Source organism: Lelliottia sp. SL45 (assembly GCF_026672535.1).
In the GTDB taxonomy this organism is placed as follows: domain Bacteria; phylum Pseudomonadota; class Gammaproteobacteria; order Enterobacterales; family Enterobacteriaceae; genus Enterobacter; species Enterobacter nimipressuralis.
Genome location: NZ_JAPPRH010000015.1, coordinates 98,593 through 115,606, shown reverse-complemented (window position 1 = coordinate 115,606; position 17,014 = coordinate 98,593). Strand labels below are relative to the sequence as shown.

Annotated in this window: 17 protein-coding genes; 8 read left to right on the top strand and 9 right to left on the bottom strand. The window is 55.6% G+C overall.

All coding sequences use genetic code 11. The annotated features are described in order from the left end of the window. Positions 1-40: 40 nt before the first annotated feature. Together OVA10_RS25775 and yghX are read right to left on the bottom strand one after the other, a co-directional pair. On the bottom strand, positions 41-1,678 hold the full coding sequence (locus OVA10_RS25775; RefSeq protein WP_268197235.1) for a methyl-accepting chemotaxis protein: 1,638 nt from the start codon (positions 1,676-1,678) through the stop codon (positions 41-43). 211 nt (positions 1,679-1,889) lie between these two features. Next, complete coding sequence (yghX, locus tag OVA10_RS25770) at positions 1,890-2,777, bottom strand: YghX family hydrolase (RefSeq protein WP_268197234.1); 888 nt, start codon at positions 2,775-2,777, stop codon at positions 1,890-1,892. A gap of 82 nt (positions 2,778-2,859) precedes the next feature. Between yghX and OVA10_RS25765 the strand changes: the two genes are divergently transcribed. Beyond that, a complete protein-coding gene (locus OVA10_RS25765) occupies positions 2,860-3,900 on the top strand; it encodes an aldo/keto reductase (RefSeq protein ID WP_123428875.1) in 1,041 nt (346 codons plus the stop codon). A 69-nt stretch (positions 3,901-3,969) separates the two neighbouring features. Here the strand turns inward: OVA10_RS25765 and OVA10_RS25760 are convergent, their stop codons facing one another. Next, a complete protein-coding gene (locus OVA10_RS25760) occupies positions 3,970-4,473 on the bottom strand; it encodes an ESA_00282 family adhesion-associated protein (RefSeq protein WP_100778927.1) in 504 nt (167 codons plus the stop codon). A 102-nt stretch (positions 4,474-4,575) separates the two neighbouring features. Here OVA10_RS25760 and OVA10_RS25755 point away from each other — a divergent pair, with 102 nt between their 5' ends. The 3 genes from OVA10_RS25755 to OVA10_RS25745 all read left to right on the top strand — a co-directional run bounded on the left by OVA10_RS25755 (position 4,576) and on the right by OVA10_RS25745 (position 6,424). Further along, a complete protein-coding gene (locus OVA10_RS25755) occupies positions 4,576-4,980 on the top strand; it encodes a hypothetical protein (protein WP_123428449.1) in 405 nt (134 codons plus the stop codon). After that, positions 4,973-5,437, top strand: coding sequence for a cytoplasmic protein (locus OVA10_RS25750; protein ID WP_181826874.1), 465 nt, complete (start codon positions 4,973-4,975; stop codon positions 5,435-5,437). Before OVA10_RS25755 ends, OVA10_RS25750 begins: the two co-directional genes overlap by 8 nt. 90 nt (positions 5,438-5,527) lie before the next feature. Further along, the gene (locus OVA10_RS25745) at positions 5,528-6,424 is read left to right on the top strand and encodes an SDR family oxidoreductase (RefSeq protein ID WP_100778925.1); all 897 of its coding nucleotides are present in this window, start codon (positions 5,528-5,530) and stop codon (positions 6,422-6,424) included. Between the two features lie 128 nt (positions 6,425-6,552). Here OVA10_RS25745 and exbD read toward each other — a convergent pair whose 3' ends face one another. Further along, positions 6,553-6,978: a TonB system transport protein ExbD gene (gene exbD, locus OVA10_RS25740; RefSeq protein ID WP_129035160.1), complete on the bottom strand. Its 426-nt coding sequence runs from the start codon at positions 6,976-6,978 to the stop codon at positions 6,553-6,555. A 6-nt stretch (positions 6,979-6,984) separates the two neighbouring features. After that, positions 6,985-7,716, bottom strand: a complete 732-nt coding sequence (exbB, locus tag OVA10_RS25735) for a tol-pal system-associated acyl-CoA thioesterase (protein WP_100778923.1) — start codon at positions 7,714-7,716, stop codon at positions 6,985-6,987. A gap of 251 nt (positions 7,717-7,967) precedes the next feature. On the opposite strand from exbB, the gene metC reads away from it, so the two are divergent. Next, the gene (gene metC, locus OVA10_RS25730) at positions 7,968-9,155 is read left to right on the top strand and encodes a cystathionine beta-lyase (RefSeq protein ID WP_268197233.1); all 1,188 of its coding nucleotides are present in this window, start codon (positions 7,968-7,970) and stop codon (positions 9,153-9,155) included. A gap of 142 nt (positions 9,156-9,297) precedes the next feature. Beyond that, entirely contained in the window at positions 9,298-9,957 is a 660-nt protein-coding gene (gene yghB / locus OVA10_RS25725) for a DedA family general envelope maintenance protein YghB (protein ID WP_100778921.1), read from the top strand. Positions 9,958-9,993: 36 nt separating this feature from the next. Here yghB and OVA10_RS25720 read toward each other — a convergent pair whose 3' ends face one another. Further along, entirely contained in the window at positions 9,994-10,893 is a 900-nt protein-coding gene (locus OVA10_RS25720) for an AraC family transcriptional regulator (RefSeq protein ID WP_100778920.1), read from the bottom strand. After that, positions 10,890-11,108 carry a hypothetical protein gene (locus OVA10_RS25715; RefSeq protein ID WP_102104772.1) on the bottom strand — a complete coding sequence of 73 codons (219 nt, stop codon included), beginning with the start codon at positions 11,106-11,108 and terminating at the stop codon, positions 10,890-10,892. Before OVA10_RS25715 ends, OVA10_RS25720 begins: the two co-directional genes overlap by 4 nt. Between OVA10_RS25715 and yqhD the strand changes: the two genes are divergently transcribed. Then, positions 11,088-12,251 carry an alcohol dehydrogenase gene (yqhD, locus tag OVA10_RS25710; RefSeq protein WP_100778918.1) on the top strand — a complete coding sequence of 388 codons (1,164 nt, stop codon included), beginning with the start codon at positions 11,088-11,090 and terminating at the stop codon, positions 12,249-12,251. The two genes, OVA10_RS25715 and yqhD, sit on opposite strands and share 21 nt — an antisense overlap. 104 nt (positions 12,252-12,355) lie before the next feature. After that, positions 12,356-13,183 carry a 2,5-didehydrogluconate reductase DkgA gene (gene dkgA, locus OVA10_RS25705; protein ID WP_100778917.1) on the top strand — a complete coding sequence of 276 codons (828 nt, stop codon included), beginning with the start codon at positions 12,356-12,358 and terminating at the stop codon, positions 13,181-13,183. Between the two features lie 57 nt (positions 13,184-13,240). Here the strand turns inward: dkgA and OVA10_RS25700 are convergent, their stop codons facing one another. Both OVA10_RS25700 and ftsP read right to left on the bottom strand, forming a co-directional pair. Then, complete coding sequence (locus tag OVA10_RS25700; RefSeq protein ID WP_123428436.1) at positions 13,241-15,412, bottom strand: YgiQ family radical SAM protein; 2,172 nt, start codon at positions 15,410-15,412, stop codon at positions 13,241-13,243. Between the two features lie 182 nt (positions 15,413-15,594). Beyond that, positions 15,595-17,007, bottom strand: coding sequence for a cell division protein FtsP (gene ftsP, locus OVA10_RS25695; protein ID WP_123428434.1), 1,413 nt, complete (start codon positions 17,005-17,007; stop codon positions 15,595-15,597). Positions 17,008-17,014: the final 7 nt, after the last annotated feature.

Genomic DNA, 17,014 nt, shown 5'->3' with positions numbered 1-17,014 from the left:
GTGGAAATTAAGGCCGCACGGGGCGGCCTTTAGGGAGGAATCAGAACGAAACCCACTCATCGGGCGTACCCGATGCGTTAGGCCGCATGGGCGCTTTCGGCGACGCAGTAGGCGCACCGTTTTGCGGTTCCTGCGCGGACAGGCGGAATTTCTGCACTGAGCGTTGTAGCTCTTCCGTCTGACGTTCCAGCGCCGAGGCGGCGGCGGAAACCTGCTCCACCAGCGAGGCGTTCTGTTGCGTTACGCCGTCCATCTGGGTGATCGCCACACCGACCTGGGAAATGCCTTTGCTCTGCTCTTCCGACGCCGAGGCGATCTGCTTCATGATGGTGGTCACTTCAGTCACGGCGCGCAGGATCGCTTCCATGGTGGTCCCGGTATCGCTGACGATTTTCGACCCCTGCTCGACGCGTGAAACGGAATCGGCGATCAGGCCTTCGATCTCCTTCGCCGCATTTGCGCTTCGGCTGGCCAGGTTACGCACTTCGCCTGCCACCACGGCAAATCCACGGCCCTGTTCACCGGCACGCGCCGCTTCAACCGCCGCGTTGAGTGCCAGAATATTGGTCTGGAAAGCGATGCTGTTGATGACGGTAGTGATCTCGGCAATCTTCTTCGAGCTGGCGGAAATTCCGCTCATGGTGGTAACCACGTCATCTACCAACGAACCGCCACGGCTTGCGGTAGTGGAGGCAACATCGGCCAGCTGGCTCGCCTGACGCGCATTTTCGGCGTTGAGTTTCACCGTGGCGGTGAGCTGTTCCATGCTCGCGGCGGTCTCTTCCAGTGCGGCGGCCTGCTCTTCGGTGCGTGAAGAGAGATCGTTGTTTCCGCTGGAAATTTCAGTGGCTCCGCGCCAGATATTCTCGCTGCCGGAGCGGATCGAGCTGACCGCTTCGCGCAGGCTGTCCTGCATCGCGGTTAACAGAGGCACCAGTCGGCCCACGCAGTTACGCCCAAATGGTGTAATGGGCTGACTGAGATCGCCCTGCGCAATCTGGCGGAAATGCTCGCGAATGCGGTCCAGCGGTTTCACCAGCATCGCCACCAGGTAGCGGTCGGTAAAGAGGAGGATCAGCAGACCGATAATCGTCGCGGCGATAATCACAACGCGCGTCATGCTCGTCAGGCTGTCCACCACGTCACGGGTGCTGTCGAGCGTGCTGGCGGCGGAAGTGTTGAATTTATCCGCCGCGGCACCGAAAGCGCGGCTCAGCGGTGGCGTGACGTTGTTGGCCTGCTGACGATATCCCTCGATCGTCCCCTGTTGCGCCTGCTGCATTTGCAGGGCAATCCCCTGGTCCAGTAACGCCTGCCAGCTGCTAATCACTTCAGCAGAGACGCTTTCGTCCATCGGGCCTGGCGAGATGGCCTTCATCTCGTTCAGCTTCTTGCTCATATTCTCCAGCGCCTGCTGCGCGGGGGCTAAATCGGGATTTCCACCCGCAACTTTGGCTTCCATTGCGCGGCTGAGGCGCGTGACAAAGCGGAAATATTGATCGTTACCCTGACTCAAAATAGTCATTTGTTTCACGATCTGGCGATCGATGCCATTACCGTCTGAGACCCTGGAAAGTGACCAGGTGCTGTAAAGCCCAACCCCTGCCCACATCAAACAAAAAATACCCAGAATCGTCAGCATGACGAACCGGATAGTAAAATTACGAAGCATTTGCATAAGAGTATCCTTGCCGTTAGGGAAAACTCGCTTGAGACGAGTCTTATCTTCGTTATCGGCAATACCTACACTTTAAGGAGTATTTTTATAAAAACTTGCACATCTTAACTTTTAAAAAAATAGTATTGCCTAATACCCTTATAATTAGCACGCAAATATAATAGAAAAAGACCGGAATTTTCCGGCCCTTTTTTGAAACATTAAATTCATATTACTTCAAATATTTCTCAAACCATCCCAGAGTCCGTTTCCATGCCAGCTCCGCTGCGGGCTCGTCATAACGTGGGGTCGAGTCATTATGAAAGCCATGATTTACGCCGGGGTAAATATAGGCTTCATAGACTTTATTATTCGCTTTCAGGGCGGCTTCATACGCTGGCCAGCCTTCGTTGATGTTCTTATCCAGCTCGGCATAGTGCAGCAGCAGCGGCGCGTTAATCTTCGGGACATCCGCCGCGGCGGGCTGGCGGCCATAAAACGGCACCGCGCACTCCAGCTCCGGATAGGCCACCGCGGCGGCATTCGAGACGCCGCCGCCGTAGCAAAATCCGGTAATCCCCACGTTGCCCGTCGCATCGGGATGTTTTTTCATAAACTCCACGGCGGCAAAGAAATCGTTCATTAATTTGGTGGGGTCCACTTTCTGCTGCAGCACTTTCCCCTCTTCATCATTCCCTGGATATCCGCCGACGGAACTTAATCCGTCCGGTGCCAGCGCAATATATCCCGCCTTCGCTACCCGGCGGGCAACGTCTTCGATATACGGATTTAAACCGCGGTTTTCATGGACCACGACCACCGCCGGCACTTTTCCGGTCGTCTTTGCAGGCTTCACCAGATAACCCCGCACTTCACCATGACCGTTGAGTGAAGGGTAGTGGATGTATTCCGGCAAAATATCGGGATCGGTGAATTTCACCTGTTCAGCAAGGGCGTAATTCGGTTTGAGCATATTGAATAACGCCAGCGCCGTGACACCGCCTGCCGCGTAGCGCGCCGCAAGATTGAGAAATTCGCGTTTGGTTATTTTGCCGTGGGCGTAATAGTCATAGTAATCGAGCAATTCTTGCGGAAAATCTTTCGCGGTCAGCCGGGTCATCGCATATCTCCAGGAATTGTGATTTTATAAGGATAGAATGAAAACGCTGTTTCGAAAATTCATCACTAAAAAAGGAGATATCATGTCCTGGACCCCTACTTCAAACCGCTACGACACCATGCAGTACCGTTACTGCGGGAAGAGCGGCCTGCGTTTGCCCGCGCTATCACTAGGATTGTGGCACAGCTTTGGTCACGTTCAGGCGCTGGACAGCCAGCGCGCACTGCTTCGCAAAGCCTTTGATTCAGGTATTACCCATTTTGATCTCGCGAATAACTACGGCCCGCCTCCAGGCAGCGCGGAAGAGAATTTTGGTCGTCTGCTGCGCGAGGATTTTGCCGCGTATCGCGATGAACTGATTATCTCCACCAAAGCCGGGTACGACATGTGGCCTGGCCCGTACGGGTCTGGCGGTTCGCGGAAGTATCTGCTCGCCAGTCTCGACCAGAGCCTGAAACGCATGGGCGTAGAGTATGTCGATATTTTCTATTCCCACCGCGTTGACGAAAACACGCCGATGGAAGAGACCGCCGCCGCGCTGGCACAGGCTGTTCAGAGCGGGAAAGCGCTCTACGTGGGGATTTCCTCTTACTCGCCGGAACGCACGCAGAAAATGACTGAGCTGCTGCGCGAGTGGAAAATTCCACTACTGATCCATCAGCCGTCCTACAACCTGTTAAACCGTTGGGTGGATAAAAGCGGCCTGCTGGATACCCTCGTGGCAAACGGCACCGGCTGTATTGCTTTTACGCCGCTGGCGCAGGGGCTGCTGACGGGCAAATACCTGAACGGTATTCCGGATGGTTCGCGTATGCAGCGTGAAGGCAAAAAGGTGCGCGGGTTGACGGAGAAGATGCTGACCGACGCGAACCTGAACAGCCTGCGACTGCTCAATGAAATGGCGCAGGCGCGCGGGCAGTCAATGGCGCAGATGGCCCTGAGCTGGCTGCTAAAAGATGAGCGCGTGACGTCTGTGCTCATCGGTGCCAGCCGCCCTGAGCAGATCGAAGAGAACATTCAGGCGCTGCAAAATCTGCACTTTAGCGACGATGAGTTGAAGAGGATTGATCAGCATGTCGCGGATGGAGAGTTGAATTTGTGGCAGGCATCGTCAGATAAATAGAGAACGCGGCGTGATGCCCTCCGTCGCCTCTCATGGCCCGGTAAGCGTCGCGCCACCGGGCCTGCTAGCCTACACCGTAGCAGGGTCCACCACCGGGCGCTCGTACTCCGGCCAGACCAGCACCACCAGCTCCGGATAGGCTTCCAGACTGAATTCGCGGAAACACTGACGTAAATTCAGCACGTCCAGATCGGAATGCGAAACCTTCTCACCATTCAGGCAGCGCTTTTTGATATTGTCATAATATTTATAGACCGCCGAGTTCAGATCGCTGCAGCGACGCTGGGCTTCAAAAAGACCAGGTCTGTCGTTTATTTCCGTCATCTTCATCCGCTTAATTGTGGCATGAAGAAAGTCGATATATTCATGATTGACGCGCCAGTACCATACCGGCGTTATCGCATTCATCAGCAGTGAGAAATGGTCCTCACCCTCTTCTTTGGTCATCGGAATCGGCTGGGATGACTCGCCAGTTTGCTGTAAGTCTTTCGTTTTATTGAACTCACGCATCAATAAAAGAACACCAGCGGTAAGCAATAGCAATGTAATGACAGAATAAAAAATGCTGTTCATGGGATGGCTCCATTTTTTTTGATTTTAAATTTGCCTCATGTTATTGTCAACGAATCTCACGCCCTATTTGAACCTACCTTGTTGAAATTAAAGGATATTAAAATGCTGCCCGACAATCTTGTGCCGGTCCGGTACCACATCGCCTCTGTGGTCCCTAAATCGGCGGAAGCAGAAAGCAATGCTAATTTCACTCAGGGAAAAAGAAAACTATCCGATTTTGAGGCTGACATATTAATTGGTGTTACCCGTACCGGTAAATCACGTAATATGCTGTTAGAAGAGCATGACCGCCATATAAAAGATCGGCTATTTCGCGTGGTGAAGATTGAAGCCTTTGCCCACCTGCTTAACGACCTGCAGGCCGAGGGAGAAATAGACGCTCAAACATTAAGTCAAATAATGACTGAAAAAACCGAAGAAATAAACGAAGCTGGCAACGAAATTTGGCTTAATCTAATTACCCGAGAAAAAAACAACCCTATTTTTTATAAACTAGAGGATGATTAACGTGAAAGAAGTTGAAGATAATAACGTTTATTTGACTTTAGATAACCATAAAAGCGATGAGTTTATCTTAAAGCAAAATCTCGACGCATTAATAAAACATAAAAATGACGAGATGACCCGCATTGCGCAAGACATGGTATCGATCCCGGCCGCGCTGGTTCGCCTGAAGTGGGAAAATCGCCGCGAGATCTACTCGTTGCAGGTGAAAGAAGAGATTTATGGCGCGATGATTAACGCGGTCATCTCCCTCAAGCCCGAACTGAAAGAGAAAATCATGGGCCGCATTGAGAGCAACTACCAGCATCTGCTCTCCAGAGAGGCCTCCACGCTGCGTTTGACGCGCAAACTGGCTGACGGTGGCTATCACACCTCGAACGTCACGACCGTCGCTCTGGACGAAGATGCGCTGGCGGCAAAAGTGGACGCCCCTTCCCACGCGCCTGCTGAGCCGAAATAGCCTCACCAGTCAGATTCCCCCGAATACGACAACCTCCTCCTCTCGCTCTTCTACACTTAATGGCCTAACTCACCCAACAGGAGAGGCCTTATGTCAAAACATCAGACACATATCCAGGACCCAACCACCCAGTACTACACCGGCGACTACCCTAAGCAAAAGCAGCCAGCGCCTGGCGTGCAAGCGAAGATGACGCCCGTGCCCGACTGCGGCGAGAAGAGCTACAAAGGTAGCGGCAGGCTCCAGGATCGTAAGGCACTGGTGACTGGGGGTGATTCCGGTATCGGGCGCGCCGCCGCCATTGCTTACGCGCGTGAAGGCGCTGACGTGGCGATTAACTATCTGCCTGCGGAAGAAGAGGACGCCCAGGAGGTCAAACAGCTGATCGAAGAGGCGGGCCGAAAAGCGGTGCTGATTCCAGGCGATCTGAGCGATGAGTCCTTTGCCCGCTCGCTGGTGCATAAAGCCCGCGAAGCGCTGGGCGGGTTGGATACGCTGGCGCTGGTTGCCGGTAAACAGGTCGCTGTCGAGAAGATTGCCGATTTGACCACCGAACAGTTTACGCAAACCTACGCGGTGAACGTGCTGGCACTTTTCTGGATCACGCAGGAGGCAATTCCCGTCCTGCCAGCCGGTTCCAGCATCGTGACCACCTCGTCCATTCAGGCCTATCAGCCAAGCCCGCATCTGCTCGATTACGCCTCGACGAAAGCGGCGATACTGAACTACAGCCGTGGGCTGGCAAAACAGGTGGCAGAGAAAGGCATTCGCGTTAACGTGGTTGCCCCTGGCCCGATCTGGACGGCACTGCAAATTTCTGGCGGCCAGACGCAGGAGAAAATTCCGCAGTTTGGTCAGAAGACGCCGATGAAACGTGCGGGGCAGCCTGCTGAACTGGCTGGAGTGTATGTCTATCTGGCGAGTCAGGAGTCGAGCTACGTTACGGCGGAAGTGCACGGCGTGTGCGGCGGGGAACATTTAGGCTAGTGCTGTCAGTCTGCCCGGGGGCGCTACGAATATCGCGCCTGCGGGTTTGTCCCGCCTGAGACTTTCGCTTACGCGTTACTCACGAAAGAGAGAAAACAAAACGGCAACTTGTGTTGCCGTTTTTACGTTTATTTCGCCGCCGTTTTCTCTTCGCCGACCAGTCCGATTTTGAGATAGCCCGCCTGGTGCAGCGTATCCATCACTCTCATCATGGTTTCGTAGTCGACGGTTTTATCCGCGCGGAAGAAGACGGTAGTGTCTTTTTTGCCCTGGGTCAGCGCATCCAGTGCCGGAATAACGGATTGATCGGTGACCGGGTCGTTGCCCAGGAACATCGATTTATCAGCTTTCACCGACAGGTAAATCGGTTTTTCCGGACGCGGCTGCGGCTGGCTGGAAGAGGCCGGCAGATTGACCTTCACGTCCACCGTCGCCAGAGGCGCGGCCACCATGAAGATAATCAGCAGAACCAGCATAACGTCGATAAACGGCGTTACGTTGATTTCGTGCATTTCGCCGTTATCGTCCAGATTTTCATTAAGACGCATTGCCATAACGTATCAACCTACACGCAGTTTCGAAGCAGAATGTACCGGCTTAACGGAGCTGGCGCTGAGGTCGAGATCGCGGCTTTGCAGCAGCAGAACCTGTGCGGCAACATCACCGAGCGTGGCTTTGTAGCTGCCAATCATACGCGCGAATATGTTATAGATAACCACCGCCGGAATAGCAGCGATAAGGCCGATCGCCGTTGCCAGCAGCGCTTCCGCGATGCCCGGTGCCACTACGGCGAGGTTGGTGGTTTGCGTCTGAGCAATACCGATGAAGCTGTTCATGATGCCCCACACGGTACCAAACAGACCCACGAACGGGGAGATCGCACCGATAGTTGCCAGATAACCATTTCCGCGGCCCATGTGACGGCCCACGGCGGCAACGCGACGTTCCAGGCGGAAGCCCGTACGCTCTTTAATGCCTTCGTTATCTTCACTGCCTGCGGAGAGTTCCAGTTCGTTCTGAGCTTCGTTGACTAATTGGGTGGTCAGGCTTTTCGCATGGAACGCTGAGGTGATGTCAAATGCCTGATTCAGCGAGCGTGCTTCAGCCAGCTGTTGTTGCTCGCGCTTGAGGCGGCGCTTTTGAGAAATCAGCTCAACGCTTTTGCTGAAGAAAATTGCCCAGGTGATCACGGACGCCAGAATCAGGCCGATCATCACAATCTTAACCACGATGTCAGCATGTTGATACATGCCCCAAACGGAGAGATCCGTCTGCATCAAATTATTACCCACTCTGTATCTCCAGGACGCAAATCACAAATTCTGAGCATAATAATATCAAAACCACGTCGAATTGATAGTAGTTCTCATTAGTATTTGCATAGTGCCGTAAATTTCGCTCATTTTCCTTGCGCTTACGCAGTAAAAATTTCTTATGCGTATTTTTCATAAAATATTGTGCTTATTCGCTAAGCATCCGGGTGCAGATTTTCGCAATCGTGGTAGTCTGGACGTCCAGACGGATAAAAACAGGTTTAGCGAACATGACAGAGAAGCATCTTGATACCACGCTTGTGCAGGCAGGACGCAGTAAAAAGTACACTCAGGGTTCGGTAAATAGCGTGATTCAACGCGCCTCCTCGCTGGTCTTCGATACTGTTGAGGCCAAGAAACACGCCACCCGCAACCGCGCGAAAGGCGAGCTGTTTTACGGGCGTCGCGGCACTTTGACCCATTTCTCATTGCAGGAAGCGATGTGCGAGCTGGAAGGCGGCGTCGGCTGTGCCCTGTTCCCATGCGGTGCTGCTGCGGTAGCGAATACGATTCTGGCGTTCGTTGAACAGGGCGATCATATCCTGATGACCAACACCGCCTATGAGCCAAGCCAGGATTTCTGCACCAAAATTCTGACCCGTCTGGGTGTCACCACCGGCTGGTTCGATCCGCTGATCGGCGAAGGCATTGCGGAGCTTATCCAGCCGAATACGCGCATTGTGTTCCTGGAATCTCCCGGCTCTATCACCATGGAAGTGCATGACGTTCCGGCGATTGTGCGCGCGGTGCGTCGCGTGGCGCCAGACGCTATTATCATGATCGATAACACCTGGGCGGCGGGCGTACTGTTTAAAGCCCTTGAGTTTGACATCGATATCTCGATTCAGGCGGCAACGAAATACCTGATTGGCCACTCAGACGGCATGATTGGCACGGCGGTGTCTAACGCCCGCTGCTGGGATCAGCTGCGCGAAAATGCGTACCTGATGGGGCAGATGGTGGACGCTGATACCGCTTATATGACCAGTCGCGGGCTTCGTACGCTGGGCGTGCGTCTGCGTCAGCATCACGAAAGCAGTCTGAAAGTGGCCGAATGGCTGGCGCAACATCCGCAGGTCGCTCGCGTGAATCACCCTGCGCTACCGGGCAGCAAAGGCCACGAATTCTGGAAACGTGACTTTATGGGCAGCAGCGGCCTGTTCTCATTTGTTCTCAATAAGCGACTGAGTAACGACGAGCTGGCCGCCTACCTGGATAACTTCTCGCTCTTTAGCATGGCTTACTCCTGGGGCGGCTTTGAATCGCTCATTCTGCCGAATCAGCCTGAACAACTTGCCGGTTTGCGCCCTGGCGGAGAAATCGACTTTACCGGCACGCTGATCCGACTGCACATCGGTTTAGAAAATGTTGATGATCTGATCGCGGATTTATCGGCAGGTTTCGAACGCATCGTGTAGAGTGCGGGCTGTAAATGTACTCCCGGACCGTTTTACAGACACGTGCAGCAGAAAAGACTGCATTTGTTGGGTCCCCGATCAACCCCACTGGGCGAAATCAGGAGTACAATAGCCACATATCAGTTGTTCCACAGGAAAGTCCATGGCTGTCATTCAAGATATTATCGCTGCGCTCTGGCAACACGACTTTGCAGCGCTGGCGGACCCGCACGTTGTAGGTGTTGTTTATTTCGTTATGTTCGCCACGCTTTTTCTGGAAAACGGTCTGCTGCCGGCCTCGTTTCTTCCAGGCGACAGCCTGCTGTTATTAGCCGGGGCGTTAATTGGTAAAGGCGTTATGGACTTCGCCCCCACGATCGTGATTTTAACGTCGGCCGCCAGCCTCGGCTGCTGGTTGAGCTATGTGCAGGGCCGCTGGCTCGGCAATACGCGCGTGGTGAAAGGCTGGCTGGCGCAACTGCCCGTGAAATACCACGAGCGCGCCACCTGCATGTTTGACCGCCACGGCCTGCTGGCTCTGCTCGCCGGACGTTTTCTGGCGTTTATTCGCACCCTGCTGCCAACGATGGCCGGGATTTCTGGCCTGTCGAACCGCCGCTTCCAGTTCTTCAACTGGCTGAGCGCCCTGCTGTGGGTCGGCGTTGTGACCTCTTTGGGTTATGCCCTGAGCATGATCCCGTTTGTGAAGCACCATGAAGATCAGGTGATGACTTTCCTGATGATCCTGCCGATTTTCCTGCTGGTTGCAGGCCTCGTCGGGACGCTGTTTGTGGTGATCAAGAAGAAATGCTGTAACGTCTAATCTTGTCCGTCCTCTCCCTCCCCGGGAGAGGACGCTTTACATTCCCTGCATCGTTCTGATACGCGCCGCATCTTCCCCCGGCGTCACGCCAAAATAGCGTTTAAACTCACGGCTGAACTGCGACGCACTTTCATACCCAACGCGCATCGCCGCAGCGCTGGCTTTCATCCCGTCGTGAATCATCAGCATCCGCGCTTTGTGCAGGCGATAGCTTTTCAGGTACTGCAACGGCGACGTGCTGGTGACGGATTTAAAGTTATGGTGGAACGCCGAGACGCTCATATTGGCCTCTGACGCCAGCTCATCCACGCTCAGGTTTTCCGTGTACTGGCTCTCAATACGTTTTAATACGCGGCTGATGAGGCTGAAATGGGTCTGACGGCTCACCAGCGCCAGCAGCGCCCCGCCTCCCGGTCCCATCAGGACGTGATAGAGGATCTCGCGGATTATCTGCTTGCCGAGAATACGCGCGTCGAGCGGGCGTTCCATAACGTCCAGCAGGCGCTCAATGGCGCACAAAATCTCATCGGAGAGCGTCGCGGAGTTAATGCCGCTCGCCGCCATCGCGGGCTGGAACAGTTCGTCTTCACCGATATCCATCAGCAGTTCCTGAAGCTGGAGAATATCAACGTTGACGCGAATGCCCGCCAGCGGAACGGCCTCAGTCGCATAGGTTTCACATTCAAAGGGTAAAGGTACTGTGAGGAGTAAATATTCGTTGGTGTCGTAACGGAACACGCGCTCATTGATATAGCCAATTTTATGGCCTGAAAAGAGAAATACGATGCCGGGCTGGTACATCACCGGCGTGCGCGTGCCGGGCTGTGTGCCGTATAAAAGACGGATATCCGGCAGCAGCTCAGTGAGCGTATTTTCTTTATCTTTCAGTCTGTTAATTTGCCCCGTCAATTGCAGGCAAATCTCATCGCGGTTCATTCAGGTTTACTCCCGATACGGTTTCCATTGTTGCCAGTTTGCGCACCTTTTCGCATTTTCTCCAGCCCTCTGTAGAAATGGGCAAGACAACGGCAGGAATGTGCATTGAGAGGCGTGCCTTCGATGGCCACAATGGGCACCATCAGGCAGCCATCGACGCCGCCACGTTTTTCACCCACATAAGGGAACGAGCAATGAATAATTTTAATCTGCATACCCCAACCCGCATTCTGTTTGGTAAAGACGCCATCGCCGATCTGCGCGACCAAATCCCAGCCGGGGCGCGCGTCCTGATCACTTACGGTGGCGGCAGCGTCAAAAAAACCGGCGTGCTGGACCAGGTGTACAGCGCACTGGAAGGCGTGGACGTACGTGAATTCGGCGGCATCGAGCCAAACCCGTCCTACGAAACGCTGATGAACGCAGTTAACATCGCCCGTGAAGAGAACATCACCTTCCTGCTGGCAGTCGGCGGCGGTTCGGTTCTCGACGGCACCAAGTTCATCGCGGCTGCGGCCCATTACGCCGACGGCGTGGACCCGTGGGAAATCCTGCAAACCGGCGGCAGCAAAATCACCAGCGCCATCCCGATGGGCTCTGTACTGACTCTGCCTGCGACCGGTTCTGAATCCAACAAAGGCGCGGTCATCTCCCGTAAAACCACCGGTGACAAACAGGCCTTTATGAACGAACACGTTCAGCCTGTGTTTGCGGTGCTCGACCCGGTTTACACCTATACCCTGCCGCCGCGTCAGGTGGCTAATGGCGTAGTGGATGCCTTCGTTCACACGGTTGAGCAGTACGTCACTTACCCGGTCAACGGCAAAATTCAGGATCGCTTCGCGGAAGGTATTCTGCTGACGCTGGTAGAAGACGGCCCGAAAGCGCTGCAAGAGCCAGAAAACTACGATGTGCGTGCAAACGTGATGTGGGCGGCGACTCAGGCGTTGAACGGCCTGATTGGCGCAGGCGTGCCGCAGGACTGGGCGACCCATATGCTGGGCCACGAACTGACCGCGATGCACGGCCTGGATCACGCCCAGACGCTGGCGGTGGTTCTGCCTGCCCTGTGGAATGAAAAACGCGACACCAAACGTGCCAAACTGCTGCAGTATGCAGAACGCGTATGGAACATCACTTCCGGTTCTGAAGACGAGCGTATCGACGCGGCAATCGCGGCGACCCGTAACTTCTTCGAGCAGCTGGGCGTGCCGACTCGCCTCTCCGGTTACGGCCTGGATGGCAGCTCTATCCCTGCCCTGCTGGCTAAACTCGAAGAGCACGGCATGACGCAACTGGGCGAGAATCACGACATTACGCTGGACGTCAGCCGTCGCATTTACGAAGCGGCCCGCTAAGCGTTTTTGTCATCCCGCCTTTCGTTTTTTGACATTTCGTCCAGACTTAATGCACACCACATCACCGGGGACACCCCCGGTGATGAGCAAATGGAGGAGGAAAAATGGCAAACCAAACCGTAATTAAGCTTCAGGACGGCAACGTCATGCCCCAGCTGGGACTGGGCGTATGGAAAGCCGGTAATGACGAGGTCGTGTCCGCCATTCACAAAGCACTGGAAGTCGGCTATCGGTCTATCGATACCGCCGCCGCGTACAAAAATGAAGACGGCGTCGGCAAAGCGTTGGCCAGCGCCAGCATCCCGCGCGATGAGTTATTCATCACCACTAAACTGTGGAACGACGACCAGAAACGCCCACGCGAAGCCCTGCTGGAAAGCCTGGAAAAACTTCAGCTCGATTTCGTCGATCTCTATCTGATGCACTGGCCGGTTCCGGCAATCGATCACTACGTTGAGGCCTGGAAAGGTCTGATCGATCTGCAAAAAGAGGGGCTGGTGAAGAGCATTGGCGTCTGTAATTTCCAGATCCATCATCTGCAGCGGCTGATTGATGAAACGGGCGTCGCGCCGGTGATCAACCAGATTGAGCTGCATCCACTGATGCAGCAGCGTCAGCTGCACTCCTGGAACGCCACGCACAAAATTCAGACTGAATCCTGGAGCCCGCTGGCTCAGGGCGGCGAAGGCGTGTTCGATCAGAAAATTATTCGCGACCTGGCCGAGAAGTATGGCAAAACCGCCGCGCAGATCGTCATTCGCTGGCATCTGGACAGCGGTCTGGTGGTGATCCCGAAATCGGTCACCCCGGCGCGTATCGCCGAGAACTTCGACGTCTGGGATTTCCGCCTGGATAAAGAGGAGTTAAGCGAGATAGCGAAGCTGGATCAGGGCAAGCGTTTGGGGCCAGATCCGGATCAGTTTGGGGGGTAATACCCTCGTTCAAAAGCCCGACAGAACGTCGGGCTTTTTTATTGCCGGGCGACAGGCTTAGCGCCCTGCCACTTTCCCGCGTTTTTTGTTCGCCGCCGGCGTCTGGCGCTGATGCGCAACAGGCGTGTGTTTGGTCAGTGCCGGACGGGTATTGCGGTTCTGGCGACGCGCTTCGCGCATCTCATCCAGCGTCGGCGCGGGCACCAGGCATTCGCGGCGCGAGCCAATCAGATGCTTTTTACCCATATCTTCCAGCGCCTGACGGATCAGCGGCCAGTTGGCTGGATCGTGATAGCGCAGCAGTGCTTTATGCAGTCGACGCTGTTTGTCACCTTTCGGCACCACCACATCTTCACTCTTGTAACCAATTTTACTCAGCGGGTTCTTGCCGGTGTAATACATGGTCGTCGAGTTAGCGAGCGGCGACGGATAGAAGTTCTGCACCTGATCGAGACGGAAACGACGCTGCTTCAGCCACAGGGCCAGATTCACCATATCCTCATCGCGCGTACCAGGGTGCGCAGAGATGAAATACGGAATCAGGTACTGCTCTTTACCCGCCTGTTTCGAATAGGTGTCAAACAGCTCTTTAAAGCGATCGTAGCTGCCCATGCCCGGCTTCATCATTTTCGACAGCGGGCCTTCTTCCGTATGCTCAGGGGCGATCTTCAGATAGCCGCCAACGTGATGGGTCGCCAGCTCTTTGATGTAGCGCGGATCTTCCACGGCGATGTCGTAACGCACGCCGGAGGCGATCAAGATCTTCTTGACGCCTTTCAGATCGCGGGCGCGACGGTACAGGTTGATCGTCGGCTCGTGGTTGGTGTCCATGTGCTGACAAATATCCGGATAGACGCACGACAGACGGCGGCAGGTCTGCTCCGCGCGCGGTGATTTGCAGCGCAGCATATACATGTTGGCGGTCGGGCCGCCCAGATCGGAGATCACGCCGGTAAAGCCCGGAACCGTGTCGCGAATGGCTTCGATCTCGTTAACGATCGAATCCTCAGAGCGGCTCTGAATAATGCGCCCTTCGTGCTCGGTGATCGAACAGAACGAGCAGCCTCCGAAGCAGCCGCGCATGATGTTGATCGAGAAGCGGATCATCTCGTAGGCAGGAATTCGGCTATTGCCATAGGAAGGATGCGGCACGCGTTTGTACGGCAGCGCAAACACGCTGTCCATCTCTTCGGTTGAGAGCGGAATGGCTGGCGGGTTAACCCAGATATAGCGCTCGCCGTGCTTTTGCATCAGCGCACGTGCGCAGCCTGGGTTAGTTTCATGATGCAGAATGCGTGACGCGTGCGCGTAAAGCACCTTGTCGCCTTTCACTTTTTCAAAGGACGGCAGCAGAACGTAGGTTTTTTCCCACGGTTTTGGGCGCGGCGGCTGCACGACTACGGCTTTGGCTTCGGCTTTCTTCGGCTCAACCGGTTTGTTGTCCGCACACGGCAGATCTTCGCCATACGGGTGCGGGATCGGGTCGATTTTGCCCGGCATATCGATGATACGGGAATCCACCCCGCTCCAGCCCGGCAGCGCTTCTTTCACCATGATCGCCGTGTTACGCACGTCGCGGATGTTACCGACAGGTTCGCCCTGCGCCAGACGGTGCGCCACTTCCACCAGCGGACGCTCGCCATTGCCGAAGATCAGCATATCAGCTTTGGAATCCACCAGCACCGAACGGCGCACGGTATCAGACCAGTAATCGTAGTGCGCGGTGCGGCGCAGGCTCGCTTCGATTCCCCCCAGGATGACCGGCACGTCTTTCCATGCTTCTTTGCAGCGCTGGGTATACACCAGCGTGGCGCGATCCGGACGCTTACCGGCGACGTTATCGGCGGTGTAGGCATCGTCGTGGCGCAGTTTGCGATCGGCGGTGTAGCGGTTGATCATCGAGTCCATGTTCCCGGCGGTAACACCGAAGAACAGGTTGGGTTTGCCGAGGCTCATGAACGCGTCTTTGCTGTTCCAGTCTGGCTGGGAGATGATCCCTACGCGGAAGCCTTGCGCCTCCAGCATACGGCCACAAATGGCCATGCCGAAGCTCGGGTGATCGACGTATGCATCGCCCGTCACCAGAATAATATCGCAGCTGTCCCAGCCCAGTTGGTCCATCTCTTCGCGGGACATCGGCAGGAATGGCGCCGGTCCGAAGCAGGCTGCCCAGTATTGGGGCCAGGAGAAGAGGTCTCGATCCGGCTGGATCAGGGATATTGCGCTCATAATGCTTCCGAAGAAAAAATAGACAAAGGGCGGGGATTATACGCTGGATTTATACATGAAATGAAGGGGTATTATGCGGGCATTTTCGCCGCTCGCCCGGTGGCGCTGCGCTTAGCGTGCCTGGGTTCGCGGATTCTGTAAGCCGGGTAAGGCGAAGCCACCGCCCGGCCTGTAAAAGCGTGCTAGGCCAGCGGATTCACCAGCAGTTGCCCTACGGAACCGCGATCCGACATCTCCAGCGTCTGGCTGTGGAACAGGAACGGGAAGTGCGGCCATGAAGGCTGTCCGTAGTAGACCAGCAGCTCTACCTGCCCATCGACCCAGACCGTGTCTTTCCAGCCGCGATCCTCCGGGAACGGCATCGCGCCGTTGACGTTACGGATCAGGAAACTCACCCCTTCGATATGGAACGCCTGCGGCATCTCCGCACGCACCGTCCAGCGCTCCCAGGTGCCCTGCTGCGCTGTAATATCAATACGATTGACGTCCCACAGCGCACCGTTGATACCCGGATCGTCGCCGAGGCTGATATCACGACTGCGCACCGGCGTCCCGCTCAGGATCTCCTCCGGCAACAAACGCATCGGCAGGCTGTCCGTCACCAGCGGTAACAGGCCTGTCGGACGCAGGGTCAACACCAGCGTAGACACCAGAATGCTCGACGGCTCGAAGAAGCCGCGAATACGATCCACGATGCTCGCCGCCTCGCCGCAGGTAATCGACACTTCATCCCCGTTGGTCATATCGACGAGGATTTCACGCCGCTCACCCGGCGCCAGCGCCAGCTGTTTAACGGAAACCGGTGCAGGTAAAAAGCCCTGATCGCCGGAGATCACATGCAGCGCGCGACCATCGCTCATCTGCAGCTGATAGCGCCTGGAGTTGGACGCATTCAGCAGACGCAGACGGACCCAGCCGCGAGAGACTTCGACGTACGGGCTTTGCGCGCCGTTCACCATCAGCGTATCGCCGACAAAACCGCCGCTGCCCGGCTCGCTGTACTCCGGCGAGCCAAAGTTATCGAGGCGTTTGTCCTGAATGATGACCGGGAAATCATCGACACCGTAGTGGTTCGGGATCGGCAGCGATTTACTCACGTCGTCTTCCACCAGCCACATTCCGGCCAGACCGTTGTAGACCTGCTGCGCCGTGCGGTTTGGCGTGTTCGCGTGATACCACAGGGTCGCGGCACTCTGGCGAATCGGCAGTACGGGTGCCCAGTCAGCGCTCGGCGTCATCATGCGCGCCGCGCCGCCCATCAGTGGGCCGGGGACCTGCAATCCGCTGATGGTCATGGCGACGTTTTCCGCCAGGCGGTTGCTGTAAATGAGCTTTACGTCATCCCCGCTCCAGACGCGGATCGTCGGCCCGAGATAACGGCCATTCACCCCCCAGACCGATGCGCGCGTGCCCTGGGTAAAGGACCAGTGTGTGCGCTGCATGGTAAGGAAAAGCGGTTGCCCACGACGAGATTCCAGTAACGGCGGAATGGGCAGCGGCTGTTGCTGCCCGGCGGCGTTGGCTGTCAGCGGAACCGCGCCAGCACAAAGGGCGATTCCCGAAGCCTGAATAAACTGACGCCGACTGAGTGACATATTTGCT